The sequence below is a fragment of the Streptomyces sp. NPDC006339 genome (genome assembly GCF_040612775.1).
GTDB lineage: Bacteria > Actinomycetota > Actinomycetes > Streptomycetales > Streptomycetaceae > Streptomyces.
In genome coordinates, this window is sequence record NZ_JBEXQW010000060.1 from 17,545 (window position 1) to 38,508 (window position 20,964).

12 protein-coding genes are annotated in these 20,964 nt (G+C 74.6%); 5 read left to right on the forward strand and 7 right to left on the reverse strand.

Going from position 1 to position 20,964, the window contains the following annotated elements; genetic code table 11:
- Positions 1-125 precede the first annotated feature (125 nt).
- Entirely contained in the window at positions 126-2,303 is a 2,178-nt protein-coding gene (locus ABZ135_RS33645; RefSeq protein WP_356701297.1) for an ATP-dependent DNA helicase UvrD2, read from the reverse strand.
- Positions 2,304-2,455: 152 nt separating this feature from the next.
- On the opposite strand from ABZ135_RS33645, the gene ABZ135_RS33650 reads away from it, so the two are divergent.
- Positions 2,456-2,713: a mycoredoxin gene (locus ABZ135_RS33650; RefSeq protein WP_356701299.1), complete on the forward strand. Its 258-nt coding sequence runs from the start codon at positions 2,456-2,458 to the stop codon at positions 2,711-2,713.
- 116 nt (positions 2,714-2,829) lie between these two features.
- The gene (locus ABZ135_RS33655) at positions 2,830-3,192 is read left to right on the forward strand and encodes a DUF1304 domain-containing protein (protein WP_356701301.1); all 363 of its coding nucleotides are present in this window, start codon (positions 2,830-2,832) and stop codon (positions 3,190-3,192) included.
- Between the two features lie 111 nt (positions 3,193-3,303).
- Here ABZ135_RS33655 and nudC read toward each other — a convergent pair whose 3' ends face one another.
- The 6 genes from nudC to ABZ135_RS33685 form a co-directional block, all read right to left on the reverse strand.
- Positions 3,304-4,251: an NAD(+) diphosphatase gene (gene nudC, locus ABZ135_RS33660; protein ID WP_356701303.1), complete on the reverse strand. Its 948-nt coding sequence runs from the start codon at positions 4,249-4,251 to the stop codon at positions 3,304-3,306.
- A gap of 52 nt (positions 4,252-4,303) precedes the next feature.
- Complete coding sequence (locus tag ABZ135_RS33665; protein ID WP_356701304.1) at positions 4,304-5,767, reverse strand: dipeptidase; 1,464 nt, start codon at positions 5,765-5,767, stop codon at positions 4,304-4,306.
- A 10-nt stretch (positions 5,768-5,777) separates the two neighbouring features.
- The gene (locus tag ABZ135_RS33670; RefSeq protein ID WP_356701306.1) at positions 5,778-9,221 is read right to left on the reverse strand and encodes an ATP-dependent DNA helicase; all 3,444 of its coding nucleotides are present in this window, start codon (positions 9,219-9,221) and stop codon (positions 5,778-5,780) included.
- 58 nt (positions 9,222-9,279) lie between these two features.
- Positions 9,280-10,140 (reverse strand): hypothetical protein, encoded by an 861-nt coding sequence (locus ABZ135_RS33675; RefSeq protein WP_356701308.1) that lies wholly within the window; start codon positions 10,138-10,140, stop codon positions 9,280-9,282.
- Positions 10,141-10,238: 98 nt separating this feature from the next.
- Positions 10,239-13,757 carry an ATP-dependent DNA helicase gene (locus ABZ135_RS33680; RefSeq protein WP_356701327.1) on the reverse strand — a complete coding sequence of 1,173 codons (3,519 nt, stop codon included), beginning with the start codon at positions 13,755-13,757 and terminating at the stop codon, positions 10,239-10,241.
- 293 nt (positions 13,758-14,050) lie between these two features.
- Complete coding sequence (locus tag ABZ135_RS33685) at positions 14,051-14,416, reverse strand: MGMT family protein (RefSeq protein ID WP_356701309.1); 366 nt, start codon at positions 14,414-14,416, stop codon at positions 14,051-14,053.
- 147 nt (positions 14,417-14,563) lie between these two features.
- Here ABZ135_RS33685 and ABZ135_RS33690 point away from each other — a divergent pair, with 147 nt between their 5' ends.
- The 3 genes from ABZ135_RS33690 to ABZ135_RS33700 all read left to right on the forward strand — a co-directional run bounded on the left by ABZ135_RS33690 (position 14,564) and on the right by ABZ135_RS33700 (position 20,948).
- The gene (locus ABZ135_RS33690; RefSeq protein ID WP_356701311.1) at positions 14,564-17,230 is read left to right on the forward strand and encodes a lysylphosphatidylglycerol synthase transmembrane domain-containing protein; all 2,667 of its coding nucleotides are present in this window, start codon (positions 14,564-14,566) and stop codon (positions 17,228-17,230) included.
- Positions 17,231-17,673: 443 nt separating this feature from the next.
- A complete protein-coding gene (locus tag ABZ135_RS33695) occupies positions 17,674-19,248 on the forward strand; it encodes an alpha/beta hydrolase (protein WP_356701313.1) in 1,575 nt (524 codons plus the stop codon).
- 113 nt (positions 19,249-19,361) lie between these two features.
- Positions 19,362-20,948 (forward strand): alpha/beta hydrolase, encoded by a 1,587-nt coding sequence (locus ABZ135_RS33700; protein ID WP_356701314.1) that lies wholly within the window; start codon positions 19,362-19,364, stop codon positions 20,946-20,948.
- Positions 20,949-20,964: the final 16 nt, after the last annotated feature.

The window sequence follows — 20,964 nt, forward strand, 5'->3', positions numbered from 1 at the left end:
ACCCTCATGTTCATTTGGACAAGTACAGCACGAAGACAGGGCTTCGAAGAAGCCGCTGTTTCCGTGGTTAAGAACCTATGGGGCTTGACGGGGCGGGCGCAAACTATTTTTCCCACGAGTTTTGCTCACACCTCGTCGTCGCTTCCGCCGGGCTCCTCACCTGCGCAGATGGCGAGAACGTCGGCGCCGAAGCGGTCCAGCTTGCGGGCGCCCACGCCGGAGATCGCGGCGAGCTCCCCGTCGGAGCCGGGCACGCGCTCGGCGATCGCCATGAGCGTCTTGTCGGTGAACACGCAGTAGGCGGGCTGGCCGAGCTCCCGGGCCTGCTCCGAGCGCCACTCCCGCAGCCGCTCGTACAGCCCCTCGTCCATGTCGGAGGGGCAGCCCTCGCAGCGCATCAGCTTCATCTCGCCGGCCTCGGTGAGCGTGGCGCCGCAGACCCGGCACTGCACCGGCCCGCGCCGCTTGCGCCGCCCGGAGCCGCTGCCGCGCTCGATGCCTCCTCCCCCGCCCGCGCCCGACGCCCCGAGGGAGCCCGAGCCGGGCCGCAGGCCCTTGAGGAAGCGGGTGGGGCGGCGGGAGGCGCGGCCGCCCGGGGAGCGGGAGAGCGCCCAGGACAGGCTGAGGTGGACCCGGGCCCGGGTCACGCCCACGTACAGCAGGCGGCGCTCCTCCTCGACCTGCTCGTCGGTCTTGGCGTACGTGATCGGCATCATGCCCTCGGTGAGGCCGACCAGGAAGACGGCGTCCCACTCCAGGCCCTTGGCGGCGTGCAGCGAGGCGAGCGTGACGCCCTGGACGGTGGGGGCGTGCTGGGCGGCGGCCCGCTCGTCGAGCTCGGTCACCAGGTCGGCGAGGGTGGCCCCCGGCTTGGCGCGGGCGAAGTCCTCGGCGAGCCGGACGAGCGCGGCCAGCGACTCCCAGCGGTCCCGGACGGCGCCGGAGCCGGCCGGCGGCTCGCTGGTCCAGCCCTTGGTGGAGAGCACGGCCCGGACCTGGGCGGGCAGGTCCTCGGCGTCGTCGAGCAGCGCGTCGTTCCCCCCGGCGCGGGCGGCGCCGCGCAGCGCCACGCCCGCCTCGCGGACCTCCTGGCGCTCGAAGAAGCGCTCGGCGCCGCGCAACTGGTAGGGCACGCCGGCGTCGGCGAGGGCCTGCTCGTAGACCTCCGACTGGGCGTTGATCCGGTAGAGAACGGCGATCTCGCCGGCCGGGACGCCGGCGGCGATCAGGTCGCGGATGCGGCGGGCGGTGCCCTCGGCCTCGGCGGGCTCGTCCGCGTACTCGGTGTAGACGGGCTCGGGGCCGGGGTCGCGCTGGGAGATCAGCTCCAGGCGGTGTTCGGCGGCCCGGCCGCGGGCCTGGCTGAGCAGCCCGTTGGCCAGGTGGACGACCTGGGGGGTGGAGCGGTAGTCGCGGACCAGCTTGACCACGGTCGCCTGGGGGTGGCGGACCCGGAAGTTCAGCAGGTGGTCGGGGGTGGCGCCGGTGAAGGAGTAGATCGTCTGGCTGGCGTCGCCGACCACGCAGAGGCTGTCGCGGTCACCGAGCCACAGGTCGAGCAGCCGCTGCTGGAGCGGGGAGACGTCCTGGTACTCGTCGACCACGAAGTGCTGGTACTGCCGGCGGATCTGGTCCGCGATGTCGTGGCGGTCCTGGAGGATGCCGACCGTGAGCAGCAGCACGTCCTCGAAGTCGATCACATCGCGGTCGCGCTTGAGCTGCTCGTACATCGCGTAGATCTGGCCGATCTCGGCGGGATCGCGCGGGGCCTCGCGGACCGACTTGGCGACGGCGGCCGGGTAGTCGGCGGGAACGGTCTGGGTGACCTTGGCCCACTCGATCTCGCCCGTGACGTCCCGCAGCTCGTTCCGGTCGAGCCGGATCCGGCAGCGCGCGGCGGCCTCGGCGACCAACTGGATCTTCCGCTCCAGGAGCCGGGGCAGCTCTCCACCGACGGCTTTCGGCCAGAAGTACTGGAGCTGGCGGAGGGCGGCGGAGTGGAACGTGCGGGCCTGGACGCCGCCCGCGCCGAGCTCCCGCAGCCGGCCGCGCATCTCGCCGGCGGCGCGGTTGGTGAACGTGACGGCCAGCACGCTGGCGGGCGCGAGTATGCCCGCCCGCACCCCGTAGGCGATGCGGTGGGTGATGGCGCGCGTCTTGCCCGTGCCGGCTCCGGCGAGGACGCACACCGGGCCGTGCAGGGCCAGGGCGACCTCGCGCTGCTCCGGGTCGAGCCCGTCGAGCACCGCGTCGGCCGACTCGGGGACCTGCGGGAAAAGGGGGGAGTGCGTTGCTGCTGTCACCCCGCCATGCTGCCAGGTTCCGAGGGGTCGGTGCGGCGGGTTGTCCACAGGCGGGTGGCGCCGGTCATACGAACACCGTTCCGGGAATGGTCGGCCGAAGGCGTACGTTCTTCCTCATCGCATCCACCCGCGAACTTGAGGAGCGCCTGGCCATGCAGGGCACTGTGACGATGTACAGCACGACGTGGTGCGGCTACTGCCGTCGGCTGAAGAGCCAGCTCGACCGTGAGGGCATCGCGTACACGGAGATCAACATCGAGCAGGACCCCGAGTCGGCGAAGTTCGTCGAGCAGGCCAACGGCGGCAACCAGACCGTCCCGACCGTCCGCGTCGCCCCGACGGCCGGCGGCGCCGAGGTCGTCATGACCAACCCGAGCCTGGCCCAGGTCAAGCAGGCCCTCGCCGCCTGACCCCGCCTTCGCGCACACCCTTCGCGGCACCCTTCGCGAGACCTCCGAGACCCCGGTCGGCCCACGGCCCGGCCGGGGTCCGGCGTTGCGGGGGCCGGCCGGGCGATCATGGGGTCATGTCGATCGTCGCCACCGTGGCCGTGCTGGCCGTCGCCGCACTGCACGCGTACATCCTGGTCCTGGAGATGTTCCTGTGGACCGCCCCGCGCACCCGGGCCGCCTTCGGCACGAGCGCCGAGTTCGCCGCCGGGACGAAGGCGCTCGCCGCGAACCAGGGCCTCTACAACGGCTTCCTCGCCGCCGGACTGGTCTGGGGCGCCGTGGCGGACGAGCCGGTCGCCTTCGCGGCGCGGGTGTTCTTCCTCGTCTGCGTGGCCGTGGCCGGCGTCTACGGGGCGGCCACCGCGAGCCGCCGGATCCTGTTCGTCCAGACCGTCCCCGCGCTGATCACGCTCGCGCTGGTGATCGCCGCCCACTGACCCCGCCGACCGCCGGTGGCCGGAAACAGACCGTCCCGGCGCCCGGCGCCGGGACGGTCCCGCATTCCGCTTACGGCCCGGCCGACCGGCGACCGGCAACCGGCGACCGGCTCAGGCCAGGTCGCCCGGCTTCGGGAGCGGCTTGCCGTACCAGAGCTCGATCAGGCGGGAGGCGATCGAGATGCCGTACGGCGGCAGGATCTCGCCCGACTCGAAGCCCGCGGCCAGGTCCTCGCGGGAGAACCAGCGGGCCTCGTGGATCTCCTCGCCGTCCACGTTGATCTCCGCCGAGGTCGCGCGGGCGAAGAAGCCCAGCATCAGGCTGGACGGGAACGGCCACGGCTGGCTGGCGATGTACTCGACCTCGCCGACCGTGACGCCCGCCTCCTCGAAGACCTCGCGCGCCACCGCCTGCTCGATGGACTCGCCCGGCTCGACGAAGCCCGCGAGGGTGGAGAACCGGCCCTCGGGCCAGTGCACCTGGCGGCCCAGGAGCGCCCGGTCCTGGTCGTCGGTGACCAGCATGATCACGGCGGGGTCGGTGCGCGGGTAGTGCTCGGCGCCGCACGCCTGGCAGCGGCGGACGTGCCCGGCCGCCGCGACCACCGTGCGCTCGCCGCAGCGCGAGCAGAAGCGGTGCAGCCGCTGCCAGTTCTCCAGCGCGACCGCGTGCACCATCAGACCGGCGTCCCGCGGCGACAGCAGCAGCCCGGCCTCGCGCAGACCGGCCGGCCGCGCGGACTGGTCCATGCGCCCGGGCAGGGTGTCCTTCTGGAGCGCGAAGTAGGAGACGCCCTCGGCGTCCGTGCCCAGGAAGTAGCGGTGGGTCTCGGTGACCGGGGCCTCGAAGGCCGGCGTCATGACCAGCTCGGTCCGGCCGTCGGGGGTGTCGTCGATCAGCACCTGGCCGCCCGAGACCACGAAGACCCGGGTCTTCGGGTGGCTCCAGGCGGCGGCCAGCCACGCCTCGTCGAGGCGGTGGTGGGCGGCGCGGTCGATCCCGCTCGGAGCGGTGAGCGAGATCGGGCGGTCCGCGGACGCGTTGTTCAGGGTGCTCACAGGTGCTTCCAACTCCCCCGGATCGGTGTGTGGGTCAGGGCCTGCCGCCGGATCATGGCCGGACGGGCCCCGGGCGCTCGGCGTCGTGGAGGGCGGTCGGCAGGTCGCCCCACAGATATGCGGTCGTCTCGACGCCCTTCATGAGGAGATCGAGCTCGATCTTCTCGTTCGGGGCGTGCCAGCCGTCGGACGGGACGGAGATGCCCAGGAAGAGCACCGGCGCGTCCAGGACGTCCTGGAGGTCGGCGGCCGGTCCCGAGCCGCCCTCGCGGGTGTAGCGGACCGTGGCGCCGTCGAAGGCCCGGCTCATCGCGCCGGCCACGGCCTTCAGGGCGGGGTGGTCGAGCGGGGTGAGGCAGGGCCGGGTCGGGGCGCCGAAGACGATCTCGTGGCGGATGCCCGCCGGGACCAGGCCGGCCAGCCAGGTGCGGACGGCGGTCTCGATCCGGTCCGGGTCCTGTCCGGCGACGAGCCGGAAGGAGAGCTTCAGGTGGGCGGAGGCGGGGACGATCGTCTTGCCGCCGGGGCCCTGGTAGCCGCCGCCGATGCCGTTGACCTCGGCCGTGGGGCGGGCCCAGACCCGCTCCAGGGTGGAGAAGCCGGTCTCGCCGAGGGTGCCGTGGGACTTGGCGGTGGCCAGCCAGGCGGCCTCGTCGAAGGGGAGCTCGGCGACGAGGGCCCGCTCGGTGGCGGAGAGCTCGGTGACCCCGTCGTAGAAGCCGGGGATCGCGACCCGCTCGTCGGCGTCGTGGAGGGCGGCGACGATCCGGCCGGCGACGGTGGCCGGGTTCGGCACCGCGCCGCCGAAGGAACCGGAGTGGATGTCCTGGTCCGGCCCGAACAGGTCGATCTCGCAGTCCGCGACCCCGCGCATGCCGGTGCACACGGTCGGGGTGGTCTCGGACCACATCCCGGTGTCGGACACGATCACCACATCGGCCGCGAGACGGGCGGCGTGCTTCTCCACCAGGGCGCGGAAGTGCGTCGAGCCCGACTCCTCCTCGCCCTCCACCAGCAGCTTCAGGTGCACGGCGGGCGCGGTGCGGCCCGTGGCGGCGAGATGCGCGCGGACCCCGAGGGTGTGGAAGAACACCTGCCCCTTGTCGTCGGCCGCGCCCCGCGCGTACATCCGGCCGTCGGCGATCACCGGCTCGAACGGGTCCGTGTGCCAGCCGTCCTCGCGGGCCGCGGGCTGCACGTCGTGGTGGCCGTAGACGAGCACGGTCGGCGCGCCGGGCTCGTCGGACGGCCACTCGGCGAACACGGCCGGCGCCCCGTCGGTCTCCCACACCTCGGCGGTCGGGAAGCCGGTCTCCTTCAGGGCGGCGACCAGCCACGCGGCGCTGCGCCGCACGTCCCCGGCCCGCTCCGGCTGCCCCGACACGGACGGGATCCGCAGCCACGCGGCGAGGTCGTCGAGGAAGGCGGCCCGGTGCCGCTCGATGTACGCGCGGACGGTGCCGGTCTCGGTGTCGGTTCCTGCGGGGTGGACGGCGCTGTCCGGGGTCTGGCTCATGCCACCGAGCCTATCCGGCGCCGGAACCCGCTCCGTCCTCGGCCGGTGCCCCGAGCAGCAGGGCCTCGAGCTCCGCCCGGCCGGGCAGCCGCGACGGCCGTACGACCTCCCCCGTCCGCACGTACACGAAGGCGGCGGCGACCTCGTCCGGGTCGAGTCCGTGCTGCTCGGCCCAGGCGAGGCGGTAGAGCGCGAGCTGGAGCGGATCGGCGTTGCGCAGGTGACTGGTCTTCCAGTCGACGATCTCGTACGCGCCGGAGTCCGGGTCGCGGTAGACGGCGTCGATCCGGCCCCGGACCACCCGGCCCGCGAGGGAGAGGTGGACGGGGACCTCGACCCGGTACGGGGTGCGGCGGGCGTACGGCGTGCGGTCGAACGCCTCCTTGAGCGCGTCCAGGTCCCGCTCGTCCAGGATCTCCGGCTCCCCCGCGAACTCCTCGCCACCGGGCAGCTCGTCCGGGCCGAGCAGGGGCAGCGGCAGCTCCTCGAAGCGGGACTCCACCCAGGCGTGGAAGCGCGTGCCGCGCCGGGCGGCCGGCTGCGGCGGCTTCGGCATGGGCCGGGCCAGCTCCTTGGCGAAACCGTCGGGGTCGGCGGCGAGCCGCAGCACCTGGGAGGCCGACAGGTAGGCGGGCAGGACGACGTCACGGGTGGTCGCCCGGGAGCGGTGGAGCTCGGCGGTGAGGGCGGTGAGGTCGCGGTCCCAGGAGGCGATGGTGCGGGCGTCCTCGGCGGACAGGGGCTCGGGCTCGGCCCGGGGGGCGGGCACGTGGGGCTCGGCGGGGAGCGGCTCCCCGCCGAACTTCTGCCCCTCTCCCTCCTCGTCGTACGGAGGGAGCTCCTCCAGGTCGTCCGGGAACCCCTCCAGGTCTTCCAGGTCGTCCGGGAGCCAGAGGTCCTCGGGGTCGGGGGCGGGCCGGCCGCCTCCGGGGGTGTCCTCACCGCTGTGCGGGGCGAGCGCCCACAGGCGGGTCAGCACCGCGTCCGCGGCCTCCCGGCGCCGGGCGAGCGACTCCTTGTCCAGGGGGAGCGGCCACGCCTGGTCCGCCAGTTCCGCGGTCAGCAGCGGGTTCTGGGCGCCCTCCTCCGGCGGGTCCGCCCATGCCTCGATCTCGCCGTGGCCGGCCGCGCAGTGCTCGTACAGGGCCGTGAGGAAGTCCGAGGGGCCGCGCGGCTTCTTCTGGGACGGGCCCCACCAGTGGGCGGAGCCGAGCAGCAGGGAGCGGGGTCGGGTGAAGGTCACGTAGCCGAGGCGGAGCTCCTCGGTGTGCTGGTGGTCGCGCAGCTCCTCCTTGAAGTGCTTCAGGGAGGCGGCGTCCCAGGCGTCGAGCCGCGGCAGCGTGGCCGCGTCGCCGCGCAGGGCGTGCGGGAGGACCTGGGGCTGGGCGGTCCAGGACTCGCGGGCGCGGGTCGACGGGAACTGGCCGGTGACGAGGCCCGGCACCGCGACCACGTCCCACTCCAGGCCCTTGGACTTGTGGGCGGTCATCACCTTGACCGTGTTCTCGCCGCCGGGCAGCGCGTTGTCCAGGCCCTTCTCGTACTGCGCGGCCGTGCGCAGGAAGCCGAGGAAGGCGAGCAGGGTGGCCTCGCCGTCGAGGGAGGCGAAGCCGGCGGCGATGTCCAGGAAGTTGCCGAGGGTCTCGCGGCGGCGGGCGGCGAGGGCGTGCGGGGAGGCGGAGAGCTCGACCTCCAGGCCGGTGGCGGCGAGGACCCGGTGCAGCACGTCCATCAGCGGGTCGGCGAGCGAGGACCGCAGGGCGCGCAGCTCGGTGGCGAGGCGGGCGAAGCGGACCCGGGCCTCGGCGGAGAACGGCAGCCCGTCGTCCTCGCCGCCGCCGGAGTCGAGGAAGGTGTCGAGCGCGTCGGCGAGGGAGACGACCTCGGCCGGGTCGACGCCCTCGACGGCGGCGGCGAGCCGCTGGTCGGCGTCGGCGGGATCGTCGCCGGGCCGGTGCACGAGGAGCCGGGCGCGGCGGCCGAGGAGGGCCAGGTCGCGCGGGCCGATCCGCCAGCGGGGGCCGGTGAGGAGCCGTACGAGGGAGGCGTTGGCACCGGGGTCCTGGAGGACCTCGCAGACGGCGACCAGGTCGGCGATCTCGGGCAGTTGCAGCAGCCCGGAGAGGCCGACGACCTCGACGGGGACGTCGCGGGCGACGAGGGCGGCCTGGAGGGCGGGGAAGTCGCCGGCGGTGCGGCACAGCACGGCGATCTCGCCGGGCGGGGTGCCGGTGCGGACGAGGTGGGCGAGGGAGTCGGCGATCCAGTCGATCTCCTCGGCGTGGGTGGGGAGGAGGGCGACGCGGACGCCGCCGTCGCGCTCGGCGCCGGGCGCGGGCCGCAGCGCCTCCACGCCGGCGTGCATCGCGCGCAGCGGGGCGGCGAGACCGTTGGCGAGGTCGAGGAGGCGGCCGCCGCTGCGCCGGTTCTCGGAGAGGGCGTAGCGCGTGGCCGGGGTGCCGTCCGCGTACGGGAAGTGCTCGGGGAAGTCGTCGAGGTTGGCGACGGAGGCGCCGCGCCAGCCGTAGATGGCCTGGCAGGGGTCGCCGACGGCGGTCACGGCATGCCCGGTGCCCTGCCCGAAGAGGCCGGCGAGGAGCAGCCGCTGGGCGACGGAGGTGTCCTGGTACTCGTCGAGGAGGACGACCCGGAACTCGTCGCGGAGGATCGCGCCGACCTCGGGGCGGGTGGTGGCGAGCTCGGCGGACAGCGCGATCTGGTCGCCGAAGTCGAGGAGGTCGCGGGAGCGCTTGGCGGCGCGGTAGCGGACGACGAGGTCGAGGAGCTCGCGGCGGGCGGCGGCGGCCTCGGGGAGTTTGCGCAGGTCGGCGTTGGTGAGCTTGGCGGTGGCCAGCTCGGCGAGCAGCTCGGAGTCATGGGCGAGGAGCCGCTCGGGCCGTACGAGGTGCTCGCTCAGCTCCGCGTCGAGGGCGAGGAGGTCGCCGACGAGGGTGGGGAAGGAGCGGGTGAGCGCGGGATACGGGCCGGGGGCCTCGCGCAGGACGCGGGCGGCGAGCTGGTAGCGGGTGGCGTCGGCGAGCAGCCGGGAGGTGGGCTCCAGGCCGATGCGCAGGCCGTGGTCGGTGAGGAGCTGCCCGGCGAAGGCGTGGTACGTGGAGATGCGGGGCTCGCCCGGCGGGTTGTCGGGGTCGAGGGCGTCGAGGGCCTCGGGGTCCGTCACGCCGGCCCGGACGAGGGCGGTGCGGACGCGCTCGGCGAGCTCGCCGGCGGCCTTGTTGGTGAAGGTCAGGCCGAGGACCTGCTCGGGGGCGACCTGGCCCGTGCCGACCAGCCAGACCACCCGGGCGGCCATCACCGTCGTCTTGCCGGAGCCGGCTCCGGCCACGATGACCTGCGGGGCGGGCGGCGCGATGATGCAGGCCGTCTGCTCCGGGGTGAACGGGATGCCGAGCAGCTCCTTGAGCTGCCCGGGGTCGGTGATGCGTGCGGTCACTCCAAAGAGGCTAACGGGACCCACCGACAATCCCGACCGCTCAGGCGGTGGTGCTCGTTCAGGCCGGGGTGCCGCGGTCCAGCTTGGAGAGGTCGACGGTCTCGTCGGCGGGCGGGACGACGACCTTCACGGGCTTGTCGTACTCGGAGAGCGTCACCGAGCCGGGCTCGTCGCCGCCCGTCTTCACGACCTTGAGGATGTACGGCTTGCCCTCTTCGGACACGGAGACGGTGGTGGTCTCGGGGGTGTCCCGGTCGGCGTCGGGGCCGGTGTCGGTCCGGGTGTCGGCCTTCTTCTTGACCAGGGTGGCGACGGAGGTGCCGTCGACCTCGGCGTCGGGTCCGCGGGTCAGGCCGGTGCGCCGCTCCTTGTCCTTGCCGAGGTCGTCGAGGAGCGCCTTCAGGTCGCAGACGTCGCTCAGGTCCTCGGTGCCGGGCTGTCCCTGGGGGATCTTCAGCCAGCGGCCCTTGAGCAGTTCGATCGTGGCGTCGATCTGCGACGGGGGCATCCGCTGGGCGGACATCGAGGCCCGCCAGAACGCCTCGTCGCCCTTCATGTACGTCACCCTGCCGGTCTGGCGGAGTTCGGCGGCGCCGCCCTTGAGCTTGATGGCGCCGGTGCACTCGTTCTTGTCGTTGAGGGAGAAGTCGACGTCCAGCGGCTGGTCGTCGGAGACGACCCGGCCGGCCATCCGCAGCGAGGTCGCGGACTGGGTGGCGGTGACGGCCCTGTCGGCGATCTGGTCGGCGCTGAGGCCCTTGAAGGGGTCGGGCGAGGGGCTGGGGGCCTGCCGCACGGCGGCCGGCGGGGACTGGGCCACGGCGGCCGGGGCGGCGCCCAGGACGAGGGCGGTGGCGACGGCGGTGGTCGTGGCGGTGGCGATGCTCGTGGCGCGGAGCCTGCTGGTGTGGGTCGTCATGCGAGCCTCCTCGCGACTTTCCCCGAGACACCCGGTCCTTACAGGGTGCCGGAGCGGGCCCGTCGCCGCGACTTCGCGGCGGGGGCCCGCGGGCGGTGTCATTCCACGATGTGGCGGCCCTCCGGGCGGGCACTGCACGAGGCGCGGAAGGCGCAGGTGGTGCAGTGCTGGCCGGTGGTCGGGGTGAATCGCTCGTCGAGGACGCGGCCGGCGGCGGTGGCGAGGAGGTCGCCGACCCACTCGCCGTCCAGCGGCTGCTGGGCCTGCACCTTGGGGAGCGCGTCACCGCCCTCCTTCTTGGGCGCGGCCTGGCGGAGGTGGACGAGTTCGGCGCCGCCTGGTTCGGGGGTGCGGCCGCCGAAGACCTCGTCGACGGCGCCCTCGCGGACGGCGAGCTGGTAGACGGCGAGCTGCGGGTGGTGGGCGACCTCGTCCTTCGTCGGCGCGGACTTGCCGGTCTTGAAGTCGACGACGTAGGCGCGGCCCTGTTCGTCGGCCTCGACGCGGTCCATGGAGCCGCGGATGCGGACCTCGTACGGGCCGGCCGGGAGGGTCACGTCGAAGTCGTGCTCGGTGGCGGCGGGGGTGCGGCCGGCGCGGTCCATGACGTGCCAGTGCAGGAAGCGCTCCAGGGCGATCCGGGCGTTCTCCTTCTCCTGGGCGGACTTCCAGGGCGCGTCGAAGGCGAGGGCGTCCCATACGGAGTCGAGGCGGGCCATGAGGACGTCGAGGTCGGCGGGGGTGCGGCCGGAGGCGACCTCGTCGGCGAGGACGTGCACGACGTTGCCGAAGCCCTGGGCGGCGGTGGCGGGGGCGTCGGCCTTGACCTCGCGGCCCAGGAACCACTGGAGGGCGCAGGTGTTCGCGAGCTGGTCGAGGGCGGAGCCGGACAGGGCGACCGGGCGGTCGCGGTCGCGCAGCGGCACGGCGCTGCGGGTCGGCTCGGCGAGGCCCCACCAGCGGTCCGGGTGGGCGGCGGGGACGAGCGGGTGGCCGTCCTCGTCGGTGAGGGCGGCGAGGCGGGCGAGGCGCTCGGCGGCGGCGGCGCGCAGCGCGGGCGAGGCGTCGGGGTCGACGGTGGTGGCGCGCAGTTCGGCGACGAGGGCGGCGACGGCGAGGGGGCGGCGGGGGCGGCCGGTGACCTCCTTCGGCTCGACGCCGAGTTCGGTGAGGAAGCGGGAGGGCTGGTCGCCGTCCTCGGCGGGGGCATTGACGGCGGTGACGACGAGCCGGTCGCGGGCGCGGGTGGCGGCGACGTAGAAGAGGCGGCGCTCCTCGGCGAGGAGGGCGCCGGGGGTGAGGGGCTCGGCGAGGCCGTCGCGGCCGATCCGGTCGGCCTCCAGGAGGGAGCCGCGGCGGCGCAGGTCGGGCCAGAGGCCCTCCTGGACGCCGGCGACGACGACGAGGCTCCATTCCAGGCCCTTGGAACGGTGGGCGGTCATGAGGCGGACGGCGTCGGGGCGGGTGTGGCGGCGGGTGAGGGTGTCGGCGGCGATCTCCTGGGCGTCGAGCTCTTCGAGGAAGTTGAGCGCGCCGCGGCCGCCGACCCGGTCCTCGGCGCGGGCGGCGGTCTCGAACAGGGCGCAGACGGCGTCGAGGTCGCGGTCGGCGTTGCGGCCGGCCGGGCCGCCGCGGAGGGAGGCGCGTTCGAGCCGGGTGGGCCAGGGCGTGCCGTTCCAGAGCAGCCAGAGGGCCTCTTCGGCGGTGCCGCCCGCGGCCAGCTTGTTCCGCGCGGCGCGCAGCAGCTCCCCGAGCCGCTTCGCCCCGCGCGCGTACGTCTGGTCGTGCGCGACCAGACGCTCCGGCTCGGCCAGCGCCCGCGCCAGCAACACGTCCGACGGCGCCGGCACCGCGTTTCCCCCGGCCCGCTCCTCGTCCCTGAGCGCCCGCCCGAGCCGCCGCAGATCCGCCGGATCCATCCCGGCGAGCGGCGACGCGAGCAGCGCGATCGCGGTCTCGGTGTCGAGCCAGACGCCGGAGGGGGGCGGGGCGACGTCGGGGGCGCCCTCCTCGGCGGGGGCCGCCGAGCGGGGGGCCGAGTCGTCCGGTTCGGCGACGGCCGCTGAGCGGGGGTCCGGGTCGTCCGGTTCGGCGACGGCCGCTGAGCGGGGGCCCGGGTCGTCCGGTTCGGCGACGGCCGGCCCGTTGGTGGCCGCCACCGGCTCGTCCGCCGCCGCGTCGGCGTCACCGGCGCCGGGCTCGGCCGCACCCTCCGGTGCCGTACGCCCGTTGCCGGCGTCCGCCGCCGCGTCGGCGCCCTCGGCGCTGGGTGCCGAGCCATCCGGGTCGGCGCCGCCCACCGGCGCTGGGCCGGGCGGCGGGGAGCCCGCGGCAGTGGCCACCGCGCGAAGGGCCAGGAGCAGGGGGGCGACGGCGGGTTCGTGGCGGAGGGGGGTGTCGGCGGCGTCGGTTTCGACGGGGACGCCGGCGGAGGTGAGGGCGCGGCGGAGGGCGGGGAGGGGGGCGGCGGCGCGGGTGAGGACGGCCATGTCGTGCCAGGGGACGCCGTCCTCCAGGTGGGCGCGGCGCAGGAGGTCGGCGATGTTCTCGGTCTCGGTGGAGGGCGTGGGGTACGTGTAGACCTCGGCCCGGCCCCCGTCCCGTACGGGTGCGAGCTCTCGGTGCGCGCGGGCCGCGGCCGCGGGCAGCCGGGGCAGCGGCATGCGCTGGGTCAGCAGCCGGGTCGCCGCCAGCAGCGCCGCGCCGGAGCGGCGGGAGGTGCCGAGGACGCGGACGGAGCCGCCGAAGGTGGCGGGGAAGTCGAGGATGCCGTTCACGTCGGCGCCCCGGAAGGCGTAGATCGACTGGTCCGGGTCGCCGAAGGCGACGACCGTCGGGGCCGCGGCGGTCAGCCCGCGCAGCAGCCGGACCTGCGCCGGGTCGGTGTCCTGGTACTCGTCGACGAAGACCGCGTCGTACGCGGGCAGCGTGCCGGGCGCCGCGGACTCGGTCAGCAGGACGGCCCGGTGGACGAGCTCGGTGTAGTCGAGGACGCCCTGGAGGTCCATGACGTCCAGGTACTCGGCGAGGAAGCCGGCCGCGGCCCGCCAGTCGGGGCGGCCCACGCGGCGGGCGAAGTCGTCCAGGGCGCGCGGGTCGAGGCCCAGCTCGCGGGAGCGGGCGATGACGGCGCGGACCTCGTCGGCGAAGCCCCGGGTGGTGAGGCAGGCCCGCAGTTCGTCGGGCCAGCGGATGCCGCCGAGGCCGGCCTTCTCCAGGTCGATGTGGCCGGCGAGCAGTTCCCGGACGGCCAGGTCCTGCTCGGGGCCGGACAGCAGCCGCAGGGGTTCGGCGAAGAGGTCGGCGTCCTGGTGGGCGCGGACCAGCGCGTAGCAGTACGAGTGGAAGGTGGTGGCCTGCGGGGGCCGCCGCCCGCCGAGCCGGGCGGCCATCCGGTCACGGAGTTCCACGGCGGCCTTGCGGCTGAAGGTGAGGACGAGGATCCGCTCGGGGTCGGCGCCCGCCTCCATGCGGGCGGCCACCGCCTCCACCAAGGTCGTGGTCTTCCCGGTGCCGGGCCCGGCGAGGACCAGCAACGGTCCCTCGGTGTGCTCAACCACCGCCCGCTGTGCTGCGTCAAGCACAGGGGGCCGCACCGGCGCCGGTACGGCCCGCACCAGCCGGTACGCGCCGGGTCCCCGCGTACGGAGGGTGGAGGAGGAAGTCACGTGGGTCGCCGGTCCTGCTGGTGGGTCTGTGGAGGAGTGGTCGGGATGGCCGTGCCGCGCACGCCGCGCACAACGCACACGCCGCGCACGGCACGTACGTCACGTACAACGCACACGCCGCACACGTCACGTACAGCGCTCGCGCCGCTCGCAGCGAGCACCCCGCGCACCGCACACAGAGCGCCCGGAGCGCTCCGGTGAGAAGCGCGAGCCTCGACGTTACGCGATCCCGGCCCCGTTTCTCACGCGTCCGTGCCGTCCCACCGCGCCCTGCGCATGTCCACCTTCACCGGGCCCCCCTTGGGTTCCCGCAGCGGAGTGCCCTCCGCCCGGTAGTGACCGAGCGCACGTCGCTCGTGTCCCGGCAGCAGCGCGCCGTCCGCCCGCACCACGCGCCACCAGGGCACGGAGCCGCCGTACAGCGACATGGCCCGGCCGACCTGGCGAGGGCCGCCCTCGCCGAGCCACTCGGCGACGTCCCCGTAGGTCATCACCCGGCCGGGTGGGATCTCCTCGGCGACCTGAAGCACCCGTTCCGCATACTCGGGCAGCTCGGGCAGTTCCTGCCTCTGCTCGCGCATCCGCTCCTGCTTCTCCATTCGGCTCATCCTGCCTCACCCCACCGACAGGCCCCTGATGCCTCCGTGGGGCCCTCCTTCGTGCCACCATCGTCCGGGCGGTGACTGGTGATACGAGATCAAGAACACGCAGCGACGACGACCACGCACGCAGAGCACGCAGAGACGGACATGGTGATGGGTCACGACATCCCGCCTCCGGGGGAGGCCGATCCCGGCCTGCCCGAGCGCGTTTCCGGTGACGAACCGCTGCTCGCCGCCCGGGTGCACCGCCCCTCCGACCTGATGCGGCTGCTCATCGGTGTCCTCGCCATCGCCCTCGTCGTCGCCATCGCCGCCTTCGCCCACGGCACGACCTCCGGTCTCGAGCAGGACATCAACAAGGGCGCCGGCGGCGCACCCGACGTCTTCGTCAAGATCGCCGGTCTGGTGTCCTCGATCGCGGTCCTGCTCGTCCCCGTCGCCTTCGCCATCGAGCGGCTCGTCAAGCGGGACGGGCTGCGGATCGCCGACGGCGTCCTCGCGGCCGTCCTCGCGCACGGCGTGACCCTCGCCACCGATCTGTGGGTGGCCCGGGCGGCGCCCGGGACCATCCAGGACGCGCTGACGCAGCCCCAGGCCGGCGGCGGGCTCACCGACCCCGTGCACAACTACCTGGCGCCGGTCATCGCGTACATGACGGCCGTCGGCATGGCCCGCAGACCGCGCTGGCGGGTGGTGCTGTGGGTGGTGCTGCTGCTCGACGCGTTCACCATGCTGGTCGCCGGCTACACCACCGCCTTCTCGATCATCCTGACCGTGCTGATCGGCTGGACCGTGGCGTACGGGACGCTGTACGCGGTCGGCTCCCCCAACGTCCGGCCCACCGGGCAGACCCTGCTCGCCGGACTGCGGCGGGTCGGCTTCCGGCCGGTGACGGCGCTGCGCGCCGAGGGCGTGCCGGACTCGGCGGACAGCGGGGACCGGGGCCGCCGGTACATCGTCACCCTGGAGGACGGGCCGCCGCTGGACGTGACGGTCGTCGACCGCGAGCAGCAGGCGCACGGCTTCTTCTACCGCGCCTGGCGGCGCATCACCCTGCGCACGATCACCACCCGCCGCTCCATCGTCTCGCTGCGCCAGGCCCTGGAGCAGGAGGCGCTGCTCGCGTACGCGGCGATCGCGGCGGGCGCGAACGCGCCGAAGCTGATCGCGACCTCCGAGCTCGGCCCGGACGCGGTGATGCTGGTCTACGAGCACCTGGGCGGCCGGACCCTGGACTCGCTGGACGACACGGAGATCACCGACGACCTGGTGCGCAGCGCCTGGCGGCAGGTGAAGGCGCTCCAGTCGCGCAGGATCGCGCACCGGAGGCTCGCGGGAGACGCGATTCTGGTGGATCGTTCCGGCAAGGTGATCCTGACGGATCTGCGGGGCGGCGAGATCGCCGCCGGCGATCTGGTGCTGCGGATGGACATCGCCCAGTTGCTCACCACGCTCGGTCTGCGGGTGGGGGCGGAGCGGGCGGTGACGACGGCCGTGGAGGTGCTCGGCCCGGACGCCATCGCCGACTGTCTGCCGCTGTTGCAGCCGATCGCGCTGAGCCGGTCGACCCGCGCGGAGCTGCGCCGGCGCGCCCGGGAGCGCTCGAAGCGGGAGCGGGAGGCGGTCCTCGCCGCCTCGGCGCTGGCCAAGCAGGCCCGGGCGGAGGCGCGGGCGCAGGCCGGGCTCGTGGACGGCCCCGAGGACCGCCGGGAGGAGCGCAAGGAGGAACGCAAGGCCGCGCGGGCGGAGAAGCAGGCCGACAAGAAGGCCGAGAAGCGGGCCCTCGACGAGGCCCTGGACGAGGCCCGCGAGGAGGACCTGCTGGTGCAGATCCGGCAGCAGGTGCTGCGGATCCGGCCGCAGGCGCCGGTGGAACCGGTCCGGCTCGAGCGGATCAAGCCGCGCACCCTGGTCAGTCTGATCGCGGGCGCCATCGCCGCGTACTTCCTGCTCTCGCAGATCGCCCGCACGCCGCTGTCGACGATCAGCGAGGCGGACTGGCGGTGGGTGGCGGCGGCCGTGCTCTTCTCGGCGTTCAGCTATGTGGCGGCGGCGATGAGCCTGCTCGGTTTCGTGCCCGAGCGCGTCGGTTTCTGGCGGACGGTGGTGGCGCAGGTCGCCGGCTCGTTCGTGAAGATCGTCGCCCCGGCGGCCGTCGGCGGTGTCGCTCTCAACACCCGCTTCCTCCAGCGCGCGGGCGTACGGCCCGGGCTCGCCGTCGCCAGTGTCGGCGCCTCCCAGTTGTTCGGGCTCGGGGCGCACATCCTGCTGCTGCTGTCGTTCGGCTATCTGACGGGTACGGAGAGGTCGCAGTCCTTCACGCCCTCGCGGACGGTGATCGCCGGTCTGCTGACGGTCGCGGTGCTGGTGCTCGTGGTGACGGCGATCCCCTTCATGCGGAAGTTCGTGTCGACCCGGCTGCGCTCGCTGTTCGCGGGCGTGGTGCCGCGCATGCTGGACGTGCTCCAGCGGCCGATGAAGCTGATCACCGGCATCGGCGGCATGCTGCTGCTGACCGGCGCGTTCGTGATGTGCCTGGACGCCTCGATCCGCGCCTTCGGGCACGGCGAGGCGACGATCAGCTTCGCGAGCGTGGCCGTGGTCTTCCTCGCGGGCAACGCGCTCGGCTCGGCGGCCCCGACCCCCGGCGGCATCGGCGCGGTCGAGGGCGCGCTCACCGTCGGCCTGGTCACGGTGGGCCACCTCCCCCTGGAGGTCGCCACCCCGGCCGTGCTCCTCTACCGCCTGCTGACCCTGTGGCTGCCGGTCCTGCCGGGCTGGCTCTGCTTCAACTGGCTGACCAGGCGGGAAGCGCTCTAGGCAGCCGGGCCGGGCGGCTTCGGCGGGCGGGGCTCCCCGGGTCGCCGAGTCCCGCTCGGGCGCTCGTCGTCCCGTACGGAGACGGGGCAGCGGCCCCGCCAGGGGCGCCCGGCGGGCCTCACGGGGGCCCGGGGCGCCCGGGCCGCGCTCCCGGTCCAGGGCGCCCGCCCCGGCCTCACGGGGAGCCCGGGACGGCGGGCCTCGCAGGAGCCGGGGCGGTGAACCTCACGGGGAGCCCGGGGCGGCGGGCCTCGCGGGGGGCGGGGCGGTGAACCTCGCGGGGAGCCCGGGGCGGCGCCCCCGCGCGTAAACCCCGCGGCCCCACGCCCAGCGGCCCTCCCCGAGCGGCGGTCGCGCGACGCCGGGCGGCCGCGGGGCGGCGCGGGCCACCCGCATGGCCCTCCGCCCGCGCGGGGGGCACCCGGGCGGCCGACGATGGGGACATGTCGATCTCCGTCGCCAAGCGTGCCGTTCTGTCCACCGCGACCGCCGCCCTGCTGCTGACCGCCGGGTGCTCCGACGACGGGGGGAAGGAGGCGGCTCCCGAGACCGGCGGGCCGTCCGGGCTCGACAGGCTCGCGGCGCAGAAGGTGGAGTGGTCGCCGTGCCGGCCGCCGTCCGCGGCGGAGGGCGGCGGGCCCGCCCCGTCGCCGTTGCCCGGCGGGGCGCCGTGGGAGTGCGGCTTCCTGACCGCGCCGCTCGACTACGCCGAGCCCGACGGGGAGACCGTCGACCTGGCCCTCATCCGGGCGAAGGCCCGGGAGCGGAGCCGGCGGATCGGCTCCCTCGTGTTCAACTTCGGCGGCCCCGGCGCCTCCGGCGTCAACGGCCTGCCGGGCTTCGCCGAGAAGTTCGAGACGCTGCGCTCCCGCTACGACCTGGTCTCCTTCGACCCGCGCGGCGTCGGCCGCAGCGCGCCCGTGGAGTGCGCTACCGACAAGGAGCTCGACGCCTACTACGCGCTGGACTTCATGCCCGACGACGCGGCCGAGGAGCGGGCCCTGTCCGACGCGCGGCAGAAGTACACGGACGGCTGCGAGAAGGACTCGGGCGAGCGGCTCCCCCACCTCGGCACCGAGAACGCCGCCCGCGACATGGACCTGATGCGCCGGGTCCTCGGCGACGACAAGCTCCACTACTTCGGCATCTCGTACGGCACGGAACTCGGCGGCGTCTACGCCCATCTCTTCCCCTCGAAGGTGGGCCGCGCCGTGTTCGACGCCGTGGTCGACCCGTCGGCCGGCGTGGAGGCGGGAGCCCTCGGCCAGGCGAAGGGCTTCCAGCTCGCGCTGGACAACTTCGCGAAGGACTGTCTGGCCCGCGGCGACCAGTGCACCCTGCCCGGCTCCTCCGTCGCCGAGATCGAGCGGTTCGTCACCGAGCTGCTCGCCTCCCTCGACAAGAAGCCGATCGAGGGCATCGGCGACCGGCGGCTCACCCAGACCCAGGCGACGAACGGCATCGCTCAGGCCCTGTACTCCAAGGAGTACTGGCCCTATCTGGAGCAGGGCCTGGACGAGGCCGACGGCGGCAACGGAGCCCTGCTGCTCGCCCTGTCGGACTCCATGAACGGCCGCAACCAGAACGGCGTCTACAGCAACATCCAGTCCGCCAACACCGCCATCAACTGCGTGGACTACAAGGAGCGCTACACCCTCAGCCAGGCCAAGGAGCGGCTGCCGAGGTTCCGCGAGGTCTCCCCCGTCTTCGGCGACTTCATGGGCTGGGCCCTCACCGGCTGCTCCTCCTGGCCGGTGCCGGGCGCCTGGGACCACCCGGACGTCTCGGCGGCCGGCTCGGCCCCGATCCTGGTCATCGGCACGACGGGCGACCCGGCCACCCCGTACGAGGGCACCCGCTCGATGGTGAACGCCCTCGGGAAGGGCGTCGGCGTGGAGCTCACCTACCGCGGCGAGGGGCACGGCGCCTACAACAGCGGCAACCGGTGCGTGAAGGCGGCGACCGACGCGTACCTCCTGGACGGCAAGGTGCCGACGAGCGGGACCGTCTGCCGCTAGACGACCGGTAGACGGCCGGTTGGCAGACGCGGTCCGCAGACGGTGGGCGTCGGACCGCGGGGGGCCGGGGCGGTGCCTACGATGGCCCTCCGGAACGGATCACGGGGGGCGCCATGGCGAGCGGCAGCGGACTCATACGCAAGGGGGCGGGGCTCGCCCTCGCGGGAGCGCTCACGGGACTGCTCACGGCGGGCTGTACGAGCTCCGGCGGCGGCACCCCGCCCGCGCCCGCCACGACCGGCGCCGCCGCCCCGCCCCGCGCGTCCGCCTCCTCGGCCCCCGGGGGCTCCGGGGACTCGGCCCTGCCCGCCTCCCTGACCGGGCAGCGACCCGACTGGAAGCCCTGCGCCGCGCCCGACGGCGGGCAGCGGCCCGGCTCCGACTGGCGCTGCGCGACCGTCACCGTCCCGCTCGACCACGCGAAGCCTGATGGCGCGACCATCCCGGTCGCCCTCGTCCGCAAGGAGGCCACCGACCGCGAGCGGCGCATCGGCTCGCTGCTCTTCAACTTCGGCGGCCCCGGCGCCTCGGGTGTCGAGACCCTGCCGCGCGCCGCGCAGGAGTACGCGAAGCTGGGCGAACGCTACGACCTGGTCTCCTTCGATCCGCGCGGCGTCGGCCGCAGCGCGGGCGTGGTCTGCCGCGACGACGCCGCCCAGGACGCCGCCGAGAAGACGGTCGACCCGACCCCGGACACGCCCGCCGAGGAGGCCGCCTTCCTGAAGGACAACGCCGACTTCGCCGCCGGCTGCGCCCGCCGCTCCGGCACCGTCCTCCCGCACACCAGGACCACCGACACGGCCCGCGACCTGGACCTGATCCGGCAGGTCCTCGGCGACGAGAAGCTGCACTACTTCGGCATGTCGTACGGCACGGAGCTCGGCGCCGCCTACGCCCACCTCTTCCCGGCGGGCGTCGGCCGGCTCGTCCTCGACGCGGTCGTCGACCCGACCGCCGACACCGCCGGGCACGCCCGCAACCAGACGATCGGCTTCCAGCGTGCCCTCGACAACTATCTGAAGTCCACCGGCCAGGATCCGAAGGCCGGCACCGAGCGGATCGCCCGACTGCTGCGGAAGCTGGACCGGGAGCCGCTGCGGGTCGGCGAACGGCGGCTCACCGAGGGCCTGGCGACCACCGGGATCGCGGTGACGCTGTACGGGCAGGGCAACTGGCCCCTGCTGACGCAGGCTCTGGCGGAGGCCGAGCGGGGTGACGGCACCCGGTTGCTCCGGCTCGCCGACTGGTACAACGACCGGGACGAGAGCGGCCACTACGCGACGCAGTCGCACTCCCAGCGGGCCATCTCCTGCGCCGACTCGGCCGAGCGGCCGACCGCGGCCCAGGCGCGGGCGCTGCTGCCGGAGTTCCGCCGCCTCTCCCCCGTCTTCGGCGCCTATCTGGCCTGGGACACCGCCGGCTGGTGCGCGCAGTGGCCGGTGAAGGGCGAGACCACGGACGTCGACGCGAGCGCGCCCGGCGCCGCCCCGATCCTGGTCGTCGGCACGACGGGCGATCCGGCCACCCCGTACGAGGGCGCCGAGAAGATGGCGAAGGAGCTCGGCGACGGGGTCGGGGTGCTCGTCACCCACAAGGGCGAGGGGCACGGGGCGTACGGCACGTCGGCGTGCGCCACGCGGACGGTCGACGCCTACTTCCTGGACGGCGAGGTCCCGGCGTACGGCACGACCTGTTCGTAGCGGAACACGGAAGGGC